We start from the raw sequence: 15,183 nt of genomic DNA on the forward strand, positions 1-15,183 counted from the left end.
GGAAAGCCCTCTGCAATGAGCACTCCTCCAGAACTGTACGATCCGGCGTGCTGGACCCGCATGCTCGCCGCCGCGGCATGGCCGCCGGCGCAGGCGAGCATCGGCGTGCTGAGCCGCGCGGCGTTCAAGGCCCGCCGCGGCCGCCTCCTCAGCTGGCGTTTCCCGGCCACGGGGCCGCAGGCGAGTGTGGCGGATTGGGACGGGGAGGCGCCCGCCGACATGGCCGTGCTGCTGGTCGCCGACGAAGCGGTGCTGCACGCCCTGCGCGGCGAAGGCCTCGCCGTGCTGCCGCGGCTCGTGCGCCGCGGCGAGCTCCACGCCTACGTCCTGAAAACCCGGGATGCGCTCGAAGCCGCCGGGCTCGACGAGTTCGTCGAAGACCTCGGGCTGGCCTTCCCGCGCCACTGAGCCTCAAAGCCTGTGAGTAAATCTACTGCGCGGGCCGATTGCTGCGTTGCTCACTCGCTCACTCCTCGCCTATCCAGTTGATATGTCTCGTCGTTCGCTCACGCGCGCCTTGCACTCGGTCCTGCTCGCTACGATTTCTTCACAGGCTCTCAGCCCGGCGAGCGCTCGCGCTCGCGCTGCAGATTGGTTTCGTACTGGTTGCGCGCCGACTGGTAGGGCTTCGGCCAGGCGATGCCGGCATGGCCGATCTGCGCTGCCGCATGCAGGGTCCACGCCGGGTCGGCGAGGTGCGGGCGCGCGATCGCGCACAGGTCGGCGCGGCCCGCGGCGACGATGCTGTTGACATGGTCGGCGTCGTAGATCGCACCGACCGCCATCGTCGGCATCTCCAGTTCGTTGCGGATGCGGTCGGCGAACGGCGTCTGGTACATGCGGCCGTAGACGGGCGACGCATCGGGCACCACCTGGCCCGACGAGCAGTCGATGAGATCCGCCCCGGCCGCCTTGAACAAGCGCGCGATGGCGACCGCCTCGTCGGCGGTGTTGCCGCCCGGAGCCCAGTCGTGACACGACAGGCGCACCGCCATCGGCTTGCCGGCGGGCCACACGGCGCGGATCGCGGCGAACACTTCGAGCGGATAGCGCGCGCGGTTTTCGACGCTGCCGCCATAGTCGTCGTCGCGCCGGTTGGTGAGCGGGGAGAGGAAGCTCGACAGCAGGTAGCCGTGCGCGCAATGCAGCTCGAGGATGTCGAAGCCGGCCTCGTCGGCCATCTGCGCGGCGCGGACGAAGTCCTCGCCCACCCGCGCCATGTCCTCCCGGGTCATCGCCCGCGGCGTCTGCGAGTGCGCCAGATAGGGCAGCGGCGACGCCGAGAGCAGCGCCCAGCTGCCGTCCTCGAGCGGCTCGTCGATGCCCTCCCAGGCGCGCTTCGTCGCCCCCTTGCGCCCGGCATGGCCGAGCTGGATGCCGATCTTCGCCGGCGACTGGGCGTGGACAAAATCGACGATGCGCTTCCACGCCGCGACATGTTCCGCCTTGTACAGGCCGGCGCAGCCCGGGGTGATGCGCGCGTCGGGCGACACGCAGGTCATCTCGGTATAGAGCAGGCCCGCGCCGCCGAGCGCGCGCGCGCCGAAATGCACCAGGTGGAAATCGCCCACGGTGCCGTCTTCGGCCGAATACATCGCCATCGGCGACACCACGACGCGGTTCGCCAGCGCCAGCGTGCGCAGGCGGAACGGAGTGAACATCGGCGGCGGCGCCTTGCCCTCCGGCCCCGCCGCTCCTTCGCTGCGGGCAGCAAACCAGCGCTCGTAGCCTTCCAGCCAGGCGGCATCGCGCAGGCGCAGGTTTTCGTGCGAAATCCGCTGCGAGCGGGTCAGCATCGAATACATCAGCTGCTCCGGCTCGAAGCGGTCGCAATAGCGCGCGCCGCAGACTTCGAACCACTCCATCGCATTCCAGGCCGCGTTCTGCAGGCGCAGGACGTCGATCTGGCGGGCGTCCTGATACTGCGCCAGCACCTCCGCGATCCGCTCCGGGGCATCGCCGTGGTCGCGGAAGCGGCGGGTCAGCTCGATCGCATCCTCGAGCGCGAGCTTGGTGCCGGAGCCGATCGCGAAATGCGCCGTATGCACCGCGTCGCCCATCAGGACGACATGGCTCGAACCGTTGAAGTGGTGCCAGCGCTCGCACTTGACGCGCTGGAAATTGAGCCACGCCGAGCCGCGCAGGTGGCGGGCGTTGCTCATCAGGCGGTGGCCGTCGAGGTGCTTCGCGAACAGGCGCTCGCAGAACGCGATCGACTCCGCCTGGCCGGCGCCATCGAGGCCGTGAGCCCTCCACACCGCTTCCGGACATTCGACGATGAAGGTCGTGGTCTGCCCGTCGAACTTGTAGACGTGGGCCTGGAACCAGCCGTGCGCGGTCTTTTCGAACAGGAAAGTGAAGGCGTCGAACAGCTTCTTCGTGCCCAGCCAGATGTAGCGGTTCGGGCGGGTGACGATGTCGGGCTGGAAGATTGCGGCGTACTTGCTGCGAATCCGCGAGTTGATCCCGTCGGCGGCGATGATCAGGTCGGCGTCGGGGAATTCGTCGTCGGAGTCGACTTCGCGCTCGAACTCGAGCTCGACCCCGAGCGCCTCGCAGCGCGCCTGCAGGATGTTGAGCATCAGCTTGCGGCCGATACCGACGAAGCCGTGGCCGCCGCTGCGGATCACCTTGTCCTTGAAGCGCAGCTCGACGTCGTCCCAGTGGTTGAATGCGAGCTGGATCGCGTCGGCGGTCTCGCCGTCCCATGCGCGCATGTTGTCCATGGTCGCATCGGAGAACACCACGCCCCAGCCGAACGTGTCGTAAGGCTTGTTGCGCTCGATGACGCGGATCCGGTGCGCCGGGTTGAGCTTCTTCATCAGGATCGCGAAGTACAGGCCCGCCGGCCCGCCGCCGATGCAGACGATATGCATGATGAGTCTCCTCCGGGTGCTGGGTGATGAATCCGGATCAGTGCCGCTGGATCAGTCGTGCGCCGTGTGTTGCCGAACGGCCGTCCGGCTCGCCGCGAACGCTTCGAGCGCACGCTCGAACTCGGCCACCGCCTCGGCCGGCACGGCCGTGCCGCACTCGTAGCACGCGCCGCTGATGCGGTCGAACCAGCGGCAGCCGCACTGGTCGCAGGCCAGCTCGGGGGCGCCGGCGGGATTGTGGAAGATCATCGGCAGGCTCCCAGAAAGGCCAGGCCGAGGGTGTCGAGAAAGTCCTCGTAGCCCGCGTCCTGCAGCTCGTACTTGGTGCGCAGGACGAAAAACAGGATGCCGCCCTGGCGGATCCGGCGCTTGATCGTCGACAGCGCGTCGCCTTCGAGGCTGGCCTCGAGCGCCGACAGCGCGGCCTCGTCGGCGACGAACAGCAGATCGACCGCGGCCGCCTCGAAGCCCGGAAAGCGCAAGGTGCTTGCGACCATGCCGCGGCCGGTGGCGCACCACTTCATCATTTCGAGGTTACGGCAGTGCTCGATCACGCCGGCGACGTGCTTGCCGGGCTGGATCCCGGAACCGGCGCGCGCCACGAAACCGACCGCCGAGCCGGGCAGCATGTCGGTGAACAGCTCGGCGTGGCGCTCCAGCATCGCCTGCCAGCGCGCCAGCGCCCCGAACCCGCCGCTGGCGGCGGCGGGCGCCGCTTCGAGCTCAACATCCATCGCCTGTCCTCCCCGCGCCGCCGGGCGAAGCCGGCGGCGCCTTGCCGCGCGCGCCGCCCTTACTCGGGCAGCATCGCGGTGACTTCGATCTCGACCTTCGCCCCGTGCTCGACGTAGCCGGCCACCTGCAGCGCCATCATCACCGGGAAGTGGCGCCCGATCAGCTCGCGGTACACTTCGCCGATCTCGGCCAGGCGGGCGTTGTATTCCGCGGCGTCGGCGAGGAACCAGTTCATCCGCACGATGTGCTCGGGGCGGGCGCCGCCGGCGGCGAGGATGGCGACGATGTTGGTCAGCGCCTGGCGGACCTGGCCGACCAGGTCGTCAGTGCGGAACACTTCCTGCTCGTCCCAGCCGACCTGGCCGGCGACGAACACCGTGCGCCCGCTGGCGATGATTCCGTTCGAATAGCCCTTGGGACGTTTCCATCCCGGCGGTTGCAGTACCTGCATATGCACTCCTCGTGGTTGTGGGTGTCTGTGGACGGAACGTGCGCAACGCGCGCGCCCCCCTGAAGTATCTAGATCCGGACGCCGAGGCGGTAGCCCTCGTGGATCGCCGCGTCGAGCCCGCGGGCGATCACCGCGTCGCCGGCACCGTGCAGCTCGTCGATCATCCACTGGAACTCGTGGAACAGGTCGTGGTTGGCCTGGCGCGGCCCGGACACGATCACGCTGTCGGCGGCGACGAAAATCTCCTCGCCCTGGGCGTTTCGGATCGTCGCCCCCTCCGCGCTCACGCGGGCGAGCTGCGAAGAGGTCAGGGTGCGGATCTCGAGTTCCTCGATCCACGCCGAATGGCGCCACTTGAACGACGGCATGACGTCACCGGCGATGCGTTTTTCCTCTTCGACGATCACCACCTCGTGGCCCTGCTTGCACAGCGATTCGGCCAGCGTGAGCCCGATCTTGCCCGCCCCCACCATCACCACGCGCCGGCCCGGCACGACCTTGCCGGTCGCGACGTCGAGCGCATCGACGAGCCGCTCGCGGCCGTCGAGGTGGCGGTAGGCCTTGAAGTCGGTGCGCGAACCGGCGGCGACGATGCAGACGTCGAACTGGTGCAGGATGCTGCGCATGAACCTGGCGTTGGCCTCGGTGTTGAAGCGCACCTCGATCCCGAGCTTCCTCGCCATCGTCTCGTAGTAGCGCACCACCGAGAGCAGGTCGTCGGGGCGGGCGAGGTCGTTCGACGCATAGCCGACGAGGCTGCCGCCGATGCGCTCGCCCTTCTCGAACACGGTGACGTCGTGGCCGCGGCGCTTGGCGGTGATCGCCGCTTCCATACCCGCCGGGCCGGCGCCGATGATCATGATCTTCTTCTTCACCGCCGCCGGGGTGACGTGGTACTCGGGCTCGACTTCGTGGCCGAGCGCGGGGTTCATCGCGCAGGTGTAGGGCAGGTCGCGGAACAGGCGCGACAGGCAGTTGAGCGAGCCGATGCAGCGGCGCACCTCGTCGAGCCGGTCTTCGGCGGCCTTGTGCAGGAGCTCGGGGTCGGCGAGCATCGGCCGGCACACTTCCCAGTAGTCGAACACGCCCTCGGCGATGCACTGGTTGGCCATCACCGGGTCGGGCAGGCGGTTGCCGAAGGTGATCAGGGTATTGGGGAAGAGCTTCTTCGCCTTCGCCGCGAGGTAGTTCCAGTGCCCGGGGGCGACGTCGCGCCCGATCGAGGACTCGGGCGCTTCCTGCCAGCCCACCGTGACCGAGATCATGTCGACGCCGCAATCGACCGCCTGCTGCATCAGCTCGAAACATTCGTCCTCGCTGTTGCCGCCCCACTTGTCCATCAGCTCGGCGCCATTCAGGCGCACCACCAGGGGGTTGCCGGGGGTGGCCTGCTTGATCGCGTCGATCAGCTCGCGCATGAAGCGGCCGCGGTTCTCGATCGAGCCGCCGTATTCGTCGCTGCGCTGGTTGGTGAAGCGCGAGTTGAAGTTGGCCAGCAGGTAGCCCATGAAGCTGGTCACTTCGGTGCCGTCGAAGCCGGCGCGGATCGCGCGCTTCGCGGCCTCGGCGTGCTGCACGACGATGGCGCGGATCTGCTCCTTGCTGAGCTCGCGCGGCGGGCGGAAGTGCGGCAGGGTCTGCGGCACCACCGAAGGCTGGATGCAGTAGCCGAGGTCGATGCCGCCGTAGCGCCCGGCGTGCAGGATCTGCTGGATCGCGACCGCGCCGTTGTCGTGGATGTACTGGGCGATGGTCTCGAACTGGGGCAGGAACTTGTCGTCGAACAGCGCCACCTGGCGGAAGTAGGCCTTGCCTTCGCCGAGCGGGTCGGGGTAGGCGCCCTGGTTGGTGATGATGCCCGCCCCGGTGCCAGCGATCACTCGCGTGCGCGCCAGCTCGCGGGGCGTGATGAAGCCGTCGCGGGTGTTGTAGTTGGAGACGCAGCAGGCGCCGTACTTGACCATGTTCTTGGTCTCGTAGCGGCCGATGCGGCCGGGCTTGAACAGGTGGGGCAGCTTGAGTTCGCCGGGCAGGGCCATCGACATCTCCTCATCGAATCGTGGTGCAGGGACCGCGCAGGCTGCCCGCCAGCGGGCAGCGCCGGCCGCAGCTAAAGCCGGGCCCTGGGCGGAAAGGCGGGGCAAAGCCCCCTCCCGCGGAGGGGGCGGGAGGGGGCTGGGACTCAGGGGGTCCGGGTGAAATCCGGCTTGCGCTTTTCCTGGAAGGCGGAAATGCCCTCGCGTGCCGCCGCGGTGCATGCGCTGTCGCCGAACGCGCGGTAGCCGACTTCGAGCGCGGCCTCCAGCGTCGGCGCCGCGGCCGCGGCGCGAATCGCCTGCTCCATGATCGCGATCACTTCCGCGCTCAGCGGCTGGCCGCTGACCGCCTTCGGTTCGATCGGGACGAGCGCGCCGAGCTCGACGGCGCCAGCGGGAATGCCCGCGACCTTGCCCTGGAGCGCCTTCACCCGCTCGACCGCGGTCAGCACCAGGCTGCGGTAGTCGTCGGCGAGCGCATCGACCACTCCCAGCTCGAGCGCGCGCGTCGCCTGCAGGCGTTCGGCGCGGCGCAGCATGGCGTGGAATTCGGCTGCCGCCTGCGGCCAGCGCCGGTAGGGCACAACCATCGCGCCGATGCCGTGGACGATGCCCAGGGTGACTTCCGGCATCTGCATCCAGGCCTGGCGCTGGGCGACGATGCCGTGGCAGCGGGTGGCGAGCTCGAAGCCGCCGCCGAGCACCATGCCGTTGAGGGCGGCGACCACCGGCTTCTGCATCCGGTCGAGGTGAACGAGCAGGCGCGAGCAGTCGCGCGCGTACTGCGCCGCGCCCTCGGCGTCGCCGAGCAGGCGCGGGAAGCGGCCGATGTCGGCCCCGGCGCAGAAGGCGCGGTTGCCGTAGCCGACGATGACGAAGCCGGCCACCGCGGGGTCGTGCTCGTAGCGCCGGATCACCGCGAGGATCTCGTCGGTCATCTCGTCGTGGAGTGCGTTCATCGCCTCCGGCCGGCGCAAGGTGATCACCTTCACGCCGTCGAGCTCGTCGACGAGGATGTGGCGCAGGAAGTCCTGATAGTCGTCCAGCGGACGCCGCGCCCCCGGCATCCCCGGGCGTTCGACACAGAAGCGCTGCAGCAGCGCGCCGGCCTCGCCACCGCCGAGCGCCTTCATCAGGTCGAGCGGCCCGGCGCGGAAGGCGAGCGCCTGGCGGCAGCCGAAGTCGAGGTCGGCCGCTTCGCCGATGCCGCGGTCGAGAATATCGACGGTCTGCGAGAACAGGATGCCGAGCAGGCGCGCGCGGATCGCCGCCGCCAGCGCGGGCGCGACCTCCACCGGCCGCCCCGGCGCCACCGTCAGCCAGCGCTCGACCGCGCGGAAGATCGGCGCCGGGCGGTAGTGCCGGCCTTCCATCTCGGCCTGCAGCGTGTTGGTCTCGGTGATGATCGGGTTGCCGTTGGCCAGGTTCAGCACGAAGAACGGCCCGGCATGGACGAACTCGCCGGCGACGCTGTCGATCTCGGCCGCGGTGGCATCGTCGAGGAGCAGCGCGGCCTCGTTGCACCAGTTGTCGAAGATCCGGTCGAGCATGAAGCAGGCGACGTCGGCGGTCACCAGCGGCACCTTGCCGGTCAGGCAGAACACCTGGCGCAGATGCTCGACCACTTCCGGCGCGGTCTTCTCCCAGCGCACCACTTCGACCACCGGATTGCGCCACGCCGGGGCGAAGAAATGGGTCACCGTGGCGCGCTCCGGATGGCGCAGCGCAGCGAAAATCTGCGCCGCCGGAAGCGAGCTGGTGTTGGAAGTGATCAGCGCATCGGGGCGCACGATCGCTTCCACTTCGGCGAAGATCCGTCTCTTCAGCTCGATGTTCTCGGTCGCCGCCTCAAGCACCCAGTCGGCATCGGCGAGGTCGCGGTAATCGAGGGTGCCGATCAGGTTCTCGGTCACTGCGGCAGCCTGCGACTCGGTCATCTTGCCCTTCGCCAGCGCCTTCGCCGCATACCCCCGGAAGCGCTCGATCGCACGATCGACCGCTTCCCGCGAAATGTCGACGAGATAGAGCTTGAGCCCGGGCAGCGCGCTCTTCAGGTAATAGCCGATGTCCGGCCCGATCGTGCCGGCGCCGATGATCGCCACCGTGCGGGGCAAGGGCCGCGTCGGTGCGGCGAGCAAGGGATTGGCGAAGCTGCTGGCCATGTACGGATCTCCTCTGGTGTGTCGTGTCGGCGCTGCTGGTGCAGCGCTCGCCTTCTTTGTATACAGTATCCCGTACTCCACTGGATAAATGCAACACACCCGTGGAATTTCCCGCCGCCTCCGCTCAGCGCATCGCATCCTCCCCGCGCCGCATCGGCGGCGAGCGCGAACTTGAGCCACTGCGCGATGCCGCTTTCTGCACCAGCACCACCTCGGTCTCCAGCGGCGCGAGCGGATGACGTTTCACCCAGGTGACGAGCAGGTCGTGCAGGGATTCGGCCTGGTTGCCGTGGATCAGGATCAGACCGGGAGAGAGGTCGGTGTCGGTCAACGCGACGCTCCGGGGAGCGGGAAACATCGCCGGAAGGTAGCCGCCATTGGCTCGTCATGCACCCGGCAGCAGGCGGCGAGCCGGTCTATTGTTCCATCAGCGGCAATGGTGAGTTGACGATTGCCCCCTGTTTCACCTCCCCGCGGGCCGCATACAGTCCACCCATCGCATGCGCCGCACCGGAGGCGCCGCCAAAGGACACCGGACATGAGCACACACTACACCGCCACGGCGAAGACCCTGCACTGGATCATCACCGCCCTCATCCTCGGCCTGCTCGGCCTGGGTTTCTACATGCAGGACCTGCCGCTGTCGCCGACGAAGCTGCAACTGTACGCATGGCATAAGTGGGCCGGCGTCACCGTGTTCCTGATCGCCGTGTTCCGCCTCGGCTGGCGCGCCAGCCATCGTCCGCCCGCCCTGCCGGGGCACATGGCCCCGCTCGAGCGGCGGGCGGCGCACGCCGCCCACCACCTGCTGTACGTGCTGATGCTGGTGATCCCGCTGTCGGGCTGGCTGATGAGTTCGGCCAAGGGCTTCCAGACCGTGTGGTTCGGTGTCCTGCCGATCCCCGATCTGTTCGCCAAGGACAAGGAACTCGGCGATCTGCTGCAGAACGTGCATCTCGGCCTCAACCTGCTGCTGGTCGCGATCCTGCTGGGCCACGTCGGCGCGGCCCTGAAACACCACTTCATCGACAAGGACGACGTGCTGACCCGCATCCTGCCGCGTCGCACCTCCTGAACGCCCTCCCCCAAGCAAAGGACATCCGACATGAACCGCATCGCCATCGCCCTCCTGGGCGCACTCGCCCTCGCCGGAACGGCCCACGCCGTCGAATACAACCGGGTCCGGGCCGAGCAGAGCCGGATCGACTTCGGCTACCAGCAAATGGGGGTGTCGATGGAGGGCAGGTTCGACACGTTCACCAGCGAGCTGCGCTTCGACCCGGCGGCCCCGGCCGCGGCCCGGGCGGCGATCGAAGTCGACCTCGCCAGCGTCGATACCGGCAGCGCCGAAGGGGACGCCGAAGTGGCCACCCGGACCTGGTTCAACACCTCGAGCTTCCCGGTCGCCCGCTTCGAATCGACCGGCGTCAAGGCGCTCGGCGGCAACCGCTACGAAGTCGCCGGCCGGCTGACGATCAAGGGCACGACCCGCTACGTCGTCGTCCCGGCCACGTTCACCGCGCAGGGCGACAACGCCGTGTTCGACGGCAGTCTCACCATCCGGCGCGGCGACTTCTCGATCGGCGAAGGTGCATGGAAGGCCTTCGACATCGTCGCCAACGACGTCGTGATCAAGTTCCGCATCACCGCCGCAGCCGCCAAATAAGCCGCCCCCATCCACCCCTTTGTGCTTTTTTACCGACCCTGAAGGACTCTCCGCCATGAACCGCTTTGCCCGACTTTCCGCCGCCCTCCTCGTCTCCGCCGCAGCCGCTGCCCCGGCGCTGGCCGCGCCCGCGACCTACACCGTCGACGGCACCCACACCTTCCCGCGCTTCTCGTACAGCCATTTCGGCCTGTCGACCCAGCTGTCGAAATTCAACAAGACCAGCGGCACCGTCACCCTCGACAAGGCCGCCAGGACCGGCGCGGTCGACATCACCATCGACATGACTTCGGTCGACACCGGCTACGAGACCTTCAACGGCCACATCCAGGGCGAGGACTTCCTCGATACCGCCAAGTACCCGACCGCCACCTTCAAGTCGACCGGAGTGAAGTTCGAAGGCGACAAGCCGGTCGCCATCGACGGCGAGCTCACCATCAAGGGCGTGACCAAGCCGGTGACGCTGAAGGTGACCCACTTCACCAACATGCCGCACCCGATGCTCAAGAAGGACGCGATCGGCGCCGACGCCACGGTCGTGATCAAGCGCAGCGAATTCAACGCCGGCAAGTTCGCCCCGAACGTCGGCGACGACGTGACGATCACGGTCTCGCTCGAAGCGATCCAGAACTGAGTAACACGGGAAGCGGCTTGGCCGCTTCGGCCGCCCCCCGAACGAAACGCCGGATGGCGGACTCGAACCGCCGGGCGCGCGTCTCTATCCAGCGATGCGCACACACAGACACGCCGAAGGAGGTCAGGATGGGGCTGCTCGTCGACGGTGAATGGGTCGATCGGTGGTACGACACTGCGGCCAGCGCGGGGCGCTTCGTGCGCAGCGAGGCGCAGTTCCGCAACTGGATCACGCCCGACGGCCGCCCCGGCCCGAGTGGCGAAGGCGGCTTCGTGGCGCAGCCCGGGCGCTATCACCTGTACGTCTCGCTGGCCTGCCCGTGGGCCCATCGCACGCTGATCTTCCGTGCGCTCAAAGGGCTCGAAGCGATCATCGGGGTGTCGGTGGTCAACCCGCACATGGCCGGAAACGGCTGGAGTTTCGCCCCGGCGCCCGGCGTCATCGCCGATCCGGTCGGCCAGGCACGCCATCTCTACGAAGTCTACCTGCGCGCCCAGCCCGGCTACAGCGGCCGGGTGACGGTGCCGGTGCTGTGGGACCTGGAGCGCGATACGATCGTCAGCAACGAGTCGGCCGAAATCATCCGCATGCTGAATTCGGCCTTCGACGACGTCGGCGCCCGCCCCGGCGACTATGCTCCGGCGGCGTTGCTGGCACAGATCGACGCGATCAACTCCCACGTGTACGACACCATCAACAACGGCGTGTACAAGGCCGGCTTCGCCACCGAGCAGCAGGTCTACGAACACGAGGTGGCGGCCTTGTTCGATGCCCTCGACGCGCTCGAGGCGCGGCTGTCGGAGCAGCGCTATCTGCTCGGCGAGCGCATCACCGAAGCCGACTGGCGCCTGTTCACGACCCTGGTGCGCTTCGACGCGGTCTATTACGGCCATTTCAAGTGCAACCTGCGGCGCCTGAGCGACTACCCGCAGCTCTGGGGCCATACCCGCGAGCTGTATCAATGGCCCGGCGTCGCCGCCACGGTGGACCTGGACCACATCAAGACGCACTACTACCGGAGCCACCCCACGATCAATCCGAACGGAATCGTCCCGGCGGGGCCGGTGCTCGACTTCGACGCCCCTCATGGGCGCGGACACCCCGTGGCACTTGATTGAAGCGCTCACACCTCCGGATTGAGCCTCGATGCATTTATGACAAAAAACCATCCGGGTCGATCAAGGACGCTTGCAGCACGCTGCCAGCCTCCGGAGGCGAGCAGACCCGATGGACCTACATGTGACGACGGGCCTCATACTGCTGCAGGCCAAGTGCGGTGGTGAAGAGGGCTTCGATCTGGGTGTTCATGCGGTGCGAGGTTACGGTTACTGTCAGCGTTGGGCGGTTGTACCACCGATGCTCATGTCTGTTGAGAAGTCAATTTCCACTGGAAACGGCATAGAGCCAGTTAAGTAAGGTCGCCAAACGTTGCCAGGCACTCTTCCGGCATCAAAGCCGGCACGGGCGATTCGAAAAAATCCTTGATATTGCGCGACACAATCAAGGTGCAACCAGCCGACTCCGCGGCTGCGGCTACCACGGCATCCTCGAAATCGCCCCATCCAAGACTGCGTGCGCGAATCAACTGCTCTCGCCCCACGCTGGCCACATGAAAGTAGCGGATCAACCAATCGACTGCTTCGTCTGCGGCCTGAGAACTACGATAGCGACCCACCAGATAATGAATCGTCGTAACGGCATGCGCGGATACGCAAGCCTCAACCTGCTTGCTGACGATGCGATCGAGCACAGCAGCAGAGGCGGCGTAGTGCGGGTCGCGTGCCTGAAAAACATCCAGGGCGACATTCAAATCCACCAGAATCATGCGCTGTGCTTCTCATGAAGATGGCGGCGATAGGCTTCCATGCCATCCACGTCCCCAGGAATCAGCCCGGTAATGCGCTGCACCTCAGGCCCCGGCTTTTCTTCCTGCCGGCGAAGAGAGCGCAAATAGCGGTCGATCACCTCCGTCACGCTGACGCCATGCGCTTTGGCAAAGGCCTTGGCAAAGTCCAGATCTTCCCTGGGCAGTCGAATGGTCAATTTAGCAGTGTCGGTCTGCATTGCGATCTCCAGTACGGCAGGTAAACCTAAATTGTACGGCTTTGAGGGTGTTCACCCATACTGTTTGCCCACCCAGTCCCGATATGCCCCACTGGTCACGTTGTGCACCCAGTCCAGGTGATCCAGATACCAGCGCGCCGTCTTGCGGATGCCGGTTTCGAAGGTTTCGGCGGGCTTCCAGCCCAGTGCGCGCTCGATCTTGCGGGCGTCGATGGCGTAGCGGCGGTCGTGGCCGGGGCGGTCTTTGACGTAGGTGATCAGGCGCGCATACGGGCCGGCGGCGTCGGGGCGCAGCTCGTCGAGCAGGGCGCAGATCGTGTTCACGATGCGCAAATTGGGCATCTCGTTCCAGCCGCCGATGTTGTAGGTCTCGCCCAGCTGGCCCGCATCGAGCACGCGCCGGATGGCGGTGCAGTGGTCGCCCACATACAGCCAGCCGCGCACCTGCTGGCCGTCGCCGTAGCGGTCTCCGACGACAACGCCTTCGTCGAGTCGCTCTTCAAGACGGCCAAGTACCGCCCCGAATTCCCGGCGCGCGGCTTCGCCACCCTTGAAGACGCCCGCTTCTGGGGACGCGACTTCGTGCGCTGGTACAACTTCGAGCACCGCCACAGCGGCATCCGCTACGTCACGCCTGCGCAGCGACACGCGCTGGAGGATCGGGCGATCCTGGCGGCACGCCATCAGACGTATCTCCAGGCCCGCGAGCGCCATCCCGCCCGCTGGTCCCGTGAGACACGCGACTGGACGCCGGTCGGCGCGGTTACGCTCAATCCGGAGCGCGATGCTGTCGTGCGCGATCACGTCCATGCTGAAGACATAGAGCGGTTAGTTGCATGAATCAGGCGACAACTATCTTGACTTGTTCCGGACGTGCCAGGGCGGCTGCAGGCCAAGTGCGGTGGTGAAGAGGGCTTCGATCGGGTCGGGGATGCTCATGGTGGGTACGGGTGCGGTCAGGATCGGGGCGTTGTACCACCGATCACAGCGTTTGTTGTTGAGCCAATTTCCACTGGAAACGGCACAGAGCCACTTAACTTCAGTTTATTTAACCCGACGATGACGACACGTAAAGGCATCATCCTGGCCGGGGGTTCCGGCACCCGCCTGTATCCCGCCACCCTGGCCGTTTCCAAGCAGTTGCTGCCCATCTACGACAAACCCATGGTGTATTACCCGCTGTGCACGCTGTTGCTGGCGGGCATTCGCGACATCCTGATCATTTCCACCCCGCAGGACACGCCGCGCTTCGAACAGTTGCTGGGTGACGGCAGCCAGTGGGGCGTTCGTTTGTCGTATGCGGTGCAGCCTTCGCCCGATGGACTGGCGCAGGCATTTTTGATTGGCGAAGACTTTCTGGCCGGATCACCCTGCACACTGGTGCTGGGGGACAACATCTTTCATGGCCATGACTTTGCCGCCCTGTTGAAGCGCGCCGCCGAGCGGGACGCAGGCGCAACCGTGTTTGCCTATGCAGTGCACGACCCCGAGCGCTACGGCGTGGCCGAATTCGACACCAACGGCAAGGTGCTGAGCCTGGAAGAAAAGCCCGCCAAGCCCAAGTCGCGCTATGCGGTGACGGAGCTGTATTTTTACGACGCGCAGGTAGTCGAGCTGGCCAAACAGGTGCGCCCGTCCGCCCGTGGCGAGCTGGAAATCACCGACTTGAACCGCCTGTACCTGGAACGCGGCGCGCTGCAGGTCGAGCTGATGGGCCGTGGCTATGCCTGGCTGGACACCGGCACGCACGAGAGCATGCTGGAGGCGAGCCAGTTCATCCAGACGATTGAACACCGTCAGGGGCTGAAGGTGGCCGCGCCCGAAGAGATCGCCTGGCGCAGCGGCTGGATCGACGACGACGCACTACGGACGCTGGCTGCCCCGATGGCCAAGAACGGCTACGGCCAGTATCTGCTGAGCCTGCTGCAGGACAAGGTGTTCTGATGAACGTGATTCAGACGGCGATTCCGGATGTGCTGATCATCGAGCCGAAGGTGTTCGGTGACGAGCGCGGTTTTTTCTTCGAGAGCTTCAACGCCAAGCGCTTTGCGGAGCTGACCGGCGTGAAGACCGCGTTTGTGCAGGATAACCATTCGCGCTCGGTCAAGGGCGTGCTGCGCGGCCTGCATTATCAGATCCAGCAGCCGCAGGGCAAGCTGGTGCGGGTGGTAAGCGGCGAGGTGTGGGACGTGGCGGTGGACATCCGCCGTTCGTCTCCAACGTTTGGCCAGTGGGCGGGGGTGACGCTGTCCGCCGACAACAAGCGCCAGTTGTGGATCCCCGAAGGCTTTGCGCATGGGTTTGTGGTGGTGTCGGAATCGGCGGAGTTTTTGTACAAGACCACCGACTACTGGGCGCCCGAACACGAGCGCTGCATCGTGTGGAACGACCCCACACTGGCCCTGCCCTGGCCGGTGGAAGGCGAGCCGTCGCTGTCGGCGAAAGATAGCCAGGGGGCGCTGCTGGAGGCGGCGGAGGTGTTTGGGTAACACCCAGGCGCTCGCTTTCCAGGGCCGCGGGTACGCGGCCTTTTAGCATGGCTCAATGGGAATATCGCGC

General features: G+C 66.7%; 16 protein-coding genes and 2 pseudogenes. 8 read left to right on the top strand and 10 right to left on the bottom strand.

Annotated elements, in window-relative coordinates; genetic code table 11:
* Positions 1 to 15 precede the first annotated feature (15 nt).
* Complete coding sequence (locus Tharo_RS12960) at positions 16 to 408, top strand: hypothetical protein (RefSeq protein ID WP_245880899.1); 393 nt, start codon at positions 16 to 18, stop codon at positions 406 to 408.
* 149 nt (positions 409 to 557) lie between these two features.
* Here the strand turns inward: Tharo_RS12960 and Tharo_RS12965 are convergent, their stop codons facing one another.
* From Tharo_RS12965 to Tharo_RS17685, 7 genes are all read right to left on the bottom strand, one after another.
* Positions 558 to 2,876, bottom strand: coding sequence for a bifunctional salicylyl-CoA 5-hydroxylase/oxidoreductase (locus Tharo_RS12965; RefSeq protein WP_107221574.1), 2,319 nt, complete (start codon positions 2,874 to 2,876; stop codon positions 558 to 560).
* A 51-nt stretch (positions 2,877 to 2,927) separates the two neighbouring features.
* A complete protein-coding gene (locus Tharo_RS12970; RefSeq protein ID WP_107221575.1) occupies positions 2,928 to 3,125 on the bottom strand; it encodes a cysteine protease in 198 nt (65 codons plus the stop codon).
* Positions 3,122 to 3,610, bottom strand: a complete 489-nt coding sequence (locus Tharo_RS12975; RefSeq protein ID WP_107221576.1) for a hypothetical protein — start codon at positions 3,608 to 3,610, stop codon at positions 3,122 to 3,124. Before Tharo_RS12975 ends, Tharo_RS12970 begins: the two co-directional genes overlap by 4 nt.
* A 59-nt stretch (positions 3,611 to 3,669) precedes the next feature.
* Positions 3,670 to 4,062, bottom strand: a complete 393-nt coding sequence (locus tag Tharo_RS12980; RefSeq protein WP_107221577.1) for a RidA family protein — start codon at positions 4,060 to 4,062, stop codon at positions 3,670 to 3,672.
* A gap of 68 nt (positions 4,063 to 4,130) precedes the next feature.
* Positions 4,131 to 6,101, bottom strand: a complete 1,971-nt coding sequence (locus tag Tharo_RS12985) for an oxidoreductase (protein WP_107221578.1) — start codon at positions 6,099 to 6,101, stop codon at positions 4,131 to 4,133.
* Between the two features lie 143 nt (positions 6,102 to 6,244).
* Complete coding sequence (locus Tharo_RS12990) at positions 6,245 to 8,260, bottom strand: 3-hydroxyacyl-CoA dehydrogenase/enoyl-CoA hydratase family protein (protein ID WP_107221579.1); 2,016 nt, start codon at positions 8,258 to 8,260, stop codon at positions 6,245 to 6,247.
* A gap of 124 nt (positions 8,261 to 8,384) precedes the next feature.
* Positions 8,385 to 8,591 carry an exodeoxyribonuclease V subunit gamma gene (locus tag Tharo_RS17685; RefSeq protein WP_170110000.1) on the bottom strand — a complete coding sequence of 69 codons (207 nt, stop codon included), beginning with the start codon at positions 8,589 to 8,591 and terminating at the stop codon, positions 8,385 to 8,387.
* A 207-nt stretch (positions 8,592 to 8,798) separates the two neighbouring features.
* Between Tharo_RS17685 and Tharo_RS13000 the strand changes: the two genes are divergently transcribed.
* The 4 genes from Tharo_RS13000 to Tharo_RS13015 all read left to right on the top strand — a co-directional run bounded on the left by Tharo_RS13000 (position 8,799) and on the right by Tharo_RS13015 (position 11,678).
* Complete coding sequence (locus Tharo_RS13000) at positions 8,799 to 9,335, top strand: cytochrome b (RefSeq protein ID WP_107221580.1); 537 nt, start codon at positions 8,799 to 8,801, stop codon at positions 9,333 to 9,335.
* Between the two features lie 30 nt (positions 9,336 to 9,365).
* Positions 9,366 to 9,926 carry a YceI family protein gene (locus Tharo_RS13005; protein ID WP_107221581.1) on the top strand — a complete coding sequence of 187 codons (561 nt, stop codon included), beginning with the start codon at positions 9,366 to 9,368 and terminating at the stop codon, positions 9,924 to 9,926.
* Positions 9,927 to 9,981: 55 nt separating this feature from the next.
* Entirely contained in the window at positions 9,982 to 10,560 is a 579-nt protein-coding gene (locus Tharo_RS13010) for a YceI family protein (protein ID WP_107221582.1), read from the top strand.
* 128 nt (positions 10,561 to 10,688) lie between these two features.
* Positions 10,689 to 11,678 carry a glutathione S-transferase family protein gene (locus tag Tharo_RS13015; RefSeq protein WP_107221583.1) on the top strand — a complete coding sequence of 330 codons (990 nt, stop codon included), beginning with the start codon at positions 10,689 to 10,691 and terminating at the stop codon, positions 11,676 to 11,678.
* A gap of 290 nt (positions 11,679 to 11,968) precedes the next feature.
* Here the strand turns inward: Tharo_RS13015 and Tharo_RS13020 are convergent, their stop codons facing one another.
* From Tharo_RS13020 to Tharo_RS13030, 3 genes and pseudogenes are all read right to left on the bottom strand, one after another.
* Positions 11,969 to 12,385: a type II toxin-antitoxin system VapC family toxin gene (locus Tharo_RS13020; RefSeq protein ID WP_107221584.1), complete on the bottom strand. Its 417-nt coding sequence runs from the start codon at positions 12,383 to 12,385 to the stop codon at positions 11,969 to 11,971.
* Entirely contained in the window at positions 12,382 to 12,624 is a 243-nt protein-coding gene (locus tag Tharo_RS13025; RefSeq protein ID WP_107221585.1) for a DUF6364 family protein, read from the bottom strand. The genes Tharo_RS13020 and Tharo_RS13025 overlap by 4 nt, the downstream gene beginning before the upstream one ends.
* 51 nt (positions 12,625 to 12,675) lie before the next feature.
* Positions 12,676 to 13,086, bottom strand: a pseudogene (locus Tharo_RS13030) (GDP-mannose 4,6-dehydratase); the annotation flags it as partial.
* 3 nt (positions 13,087 to 13,089) lie between these two features.
* Here Tharo_RS13030 and Tharo_RS13035 point away from each other — a divergent pair.
* The 3 genes and pseudogenes from Tharo_RS13035 to rfbC form a co-directional block, all read left to right on the top strand.
* Positions 13,090 to 13,464, top strand: a pseudogene (locus Tharo_RS13035) (integrase core domain-containing protein); the annotation flags it as partial.
* A 219-nt stretch (positions 13,465 to 13,683) separates the two neighbouring features.
* Positions 13,684 to 14,568 carry a glucose-1-phosphate thymidylyltransferase RfbA gene (rfbA, locus tag Tharo_RS13040; protein ID WP_107221586.1) on the top strand — a complete coding sequence of 295 codons (885 nt, stop codon included), beginning with the start codon at positions 13,684 to 13,686 and terminating at the stop codon, positions 14,566 to 14,568.
* Complete coding sequence (gene rfbC, locus Tharo_RS13045; protein WP_107221587.1) at positions 14,568 to 15,113, top strand: dTDP-4-dehydrorhamnose 3,5-epimerase; 546 nt, start codon at positions 14,568 to 14,570, stop codon at positions 15,111 to 15,113. Before rfbA ends, rfbC begins: the two co-directional genes overlap by 1 nt.
* Positions 15,114 to 15,183: the final 70 nt, after the last annotated feature.

Origin of the sequence: Thauera aromatica K172, from assembly GCF_003030465.1 — a bacterium.
Taxonomy (GTDB): Bacteria; Pseudomonadota; Gammaproteobacteria; order Burkholderiales; family Rhodocyclaceae; genus Thauera; species Thauera aromatica.

Bases quoted from the DNA above. Each gene is read 5' to 3' on its own strand.
- Tharo_RS12960 (WP_245880899.1), top strand. From the start codon at position 16: ATGAGCACTCCTCCAGAACTGTACGATCCGGCGTGCTGGACCCGCATG.
- Tharo_RS12965 (WP_107221574.1), bottom strand. From the start codon at position 2,876: ATGCATATCGTCTGCATCGGCGGCGGGCCGGCGGGCCTGTACTTCGCG.
- Tharo_RS12970 (WP_107221575.1), bottom strand. From the start codon at position 3,125: ATGATCTTCCACAATCCCGCCGGCGCCCCCGAGCTGGCCTGCGACCAG.
- Tharo_RS12975 (WP_107221576.1), bottom strand. From the start codon at position 3,610: ATGGATGTTGAGCTCGAAGCGGCGCCCGCCGCCGCCAGCGGCGGGTTC.
- Tharo_RS12980 (WP_107221577.1), bottom strand. From the start codon at position 4,062: ATGCAGGTACTGCAACCGCCGGGATGGAAACGTCCCAAGGGCTATTCG.
- Tharo_RS12985 (WP_107221578.1), bottom strand. From the start codon at position 6,101: ATGGCCCTGCCCGGCGAACTCAAGCTGCCCCACCTGTTCAAGCCCGGC.
- Tharo_RS12990 (WP_107221579.1), bottom strand. From the start codon at position 8,260: ATGGCCAGCAGCTTCGCCAATCCCTTGCTCGCCGCACCGACGCGGCCC.
- Tharo_RS13000 (WP_107221580.1), top strand. From the start codon at position 8,799: ATGAGCACACACTACACCGCCACGGCGAAGACCCTGCACTGGATCATC.
- Tharo_RS13005 (WP_107221581.1), top strand. From the start codon at position 9,366: ATGAACCGCATCGCCATCGCCCTCCTGGGCGCACTCGCCCTCGCCGGA.
- Tharo_RS13010 (WP_107221582.1), top strand. From the start codon at position 9,982: ATGAACCGCTTTGCCCGACTTTCCGCCGCCCTCCTCGTCTCCGCCGCA.
- Tharo_RS13015 (WP_107221583.1), top strand. From the start codon at position 10,689: ATGGGGCTGCTCGTCGACGGTGAATGGGTCGATCGGTGGTACGACACT.
- Tharo_RS13020 (WP_107221584.1), bottom strand. From the start codon at position 12,385: ATGATTCTGGTGGATTTGAATGTCGCCCTGGATGTTTTTCAGGCACGC.
- Tharo_RS13025 (WP_107221585.1), bottom strand. From the start codon at position 12,624: ATGCAGACCGACACTGCTAAATTGACCATTCGACTGCCCAGGGAAGAT.
- rfbA (WP_107221586.1), top strand. From the start codon at position 13,684: ATGACGACACGTAAAGGCATCATCCTGGCCGGGGGTTCCGGCACCCGC.
- rfbC (WP_107221587.1), top strand. From the start codon at position 14,568: ATGAACGTGATTCAGACGGCGATTCCGGATGTGCTGATCATCGAGCCG.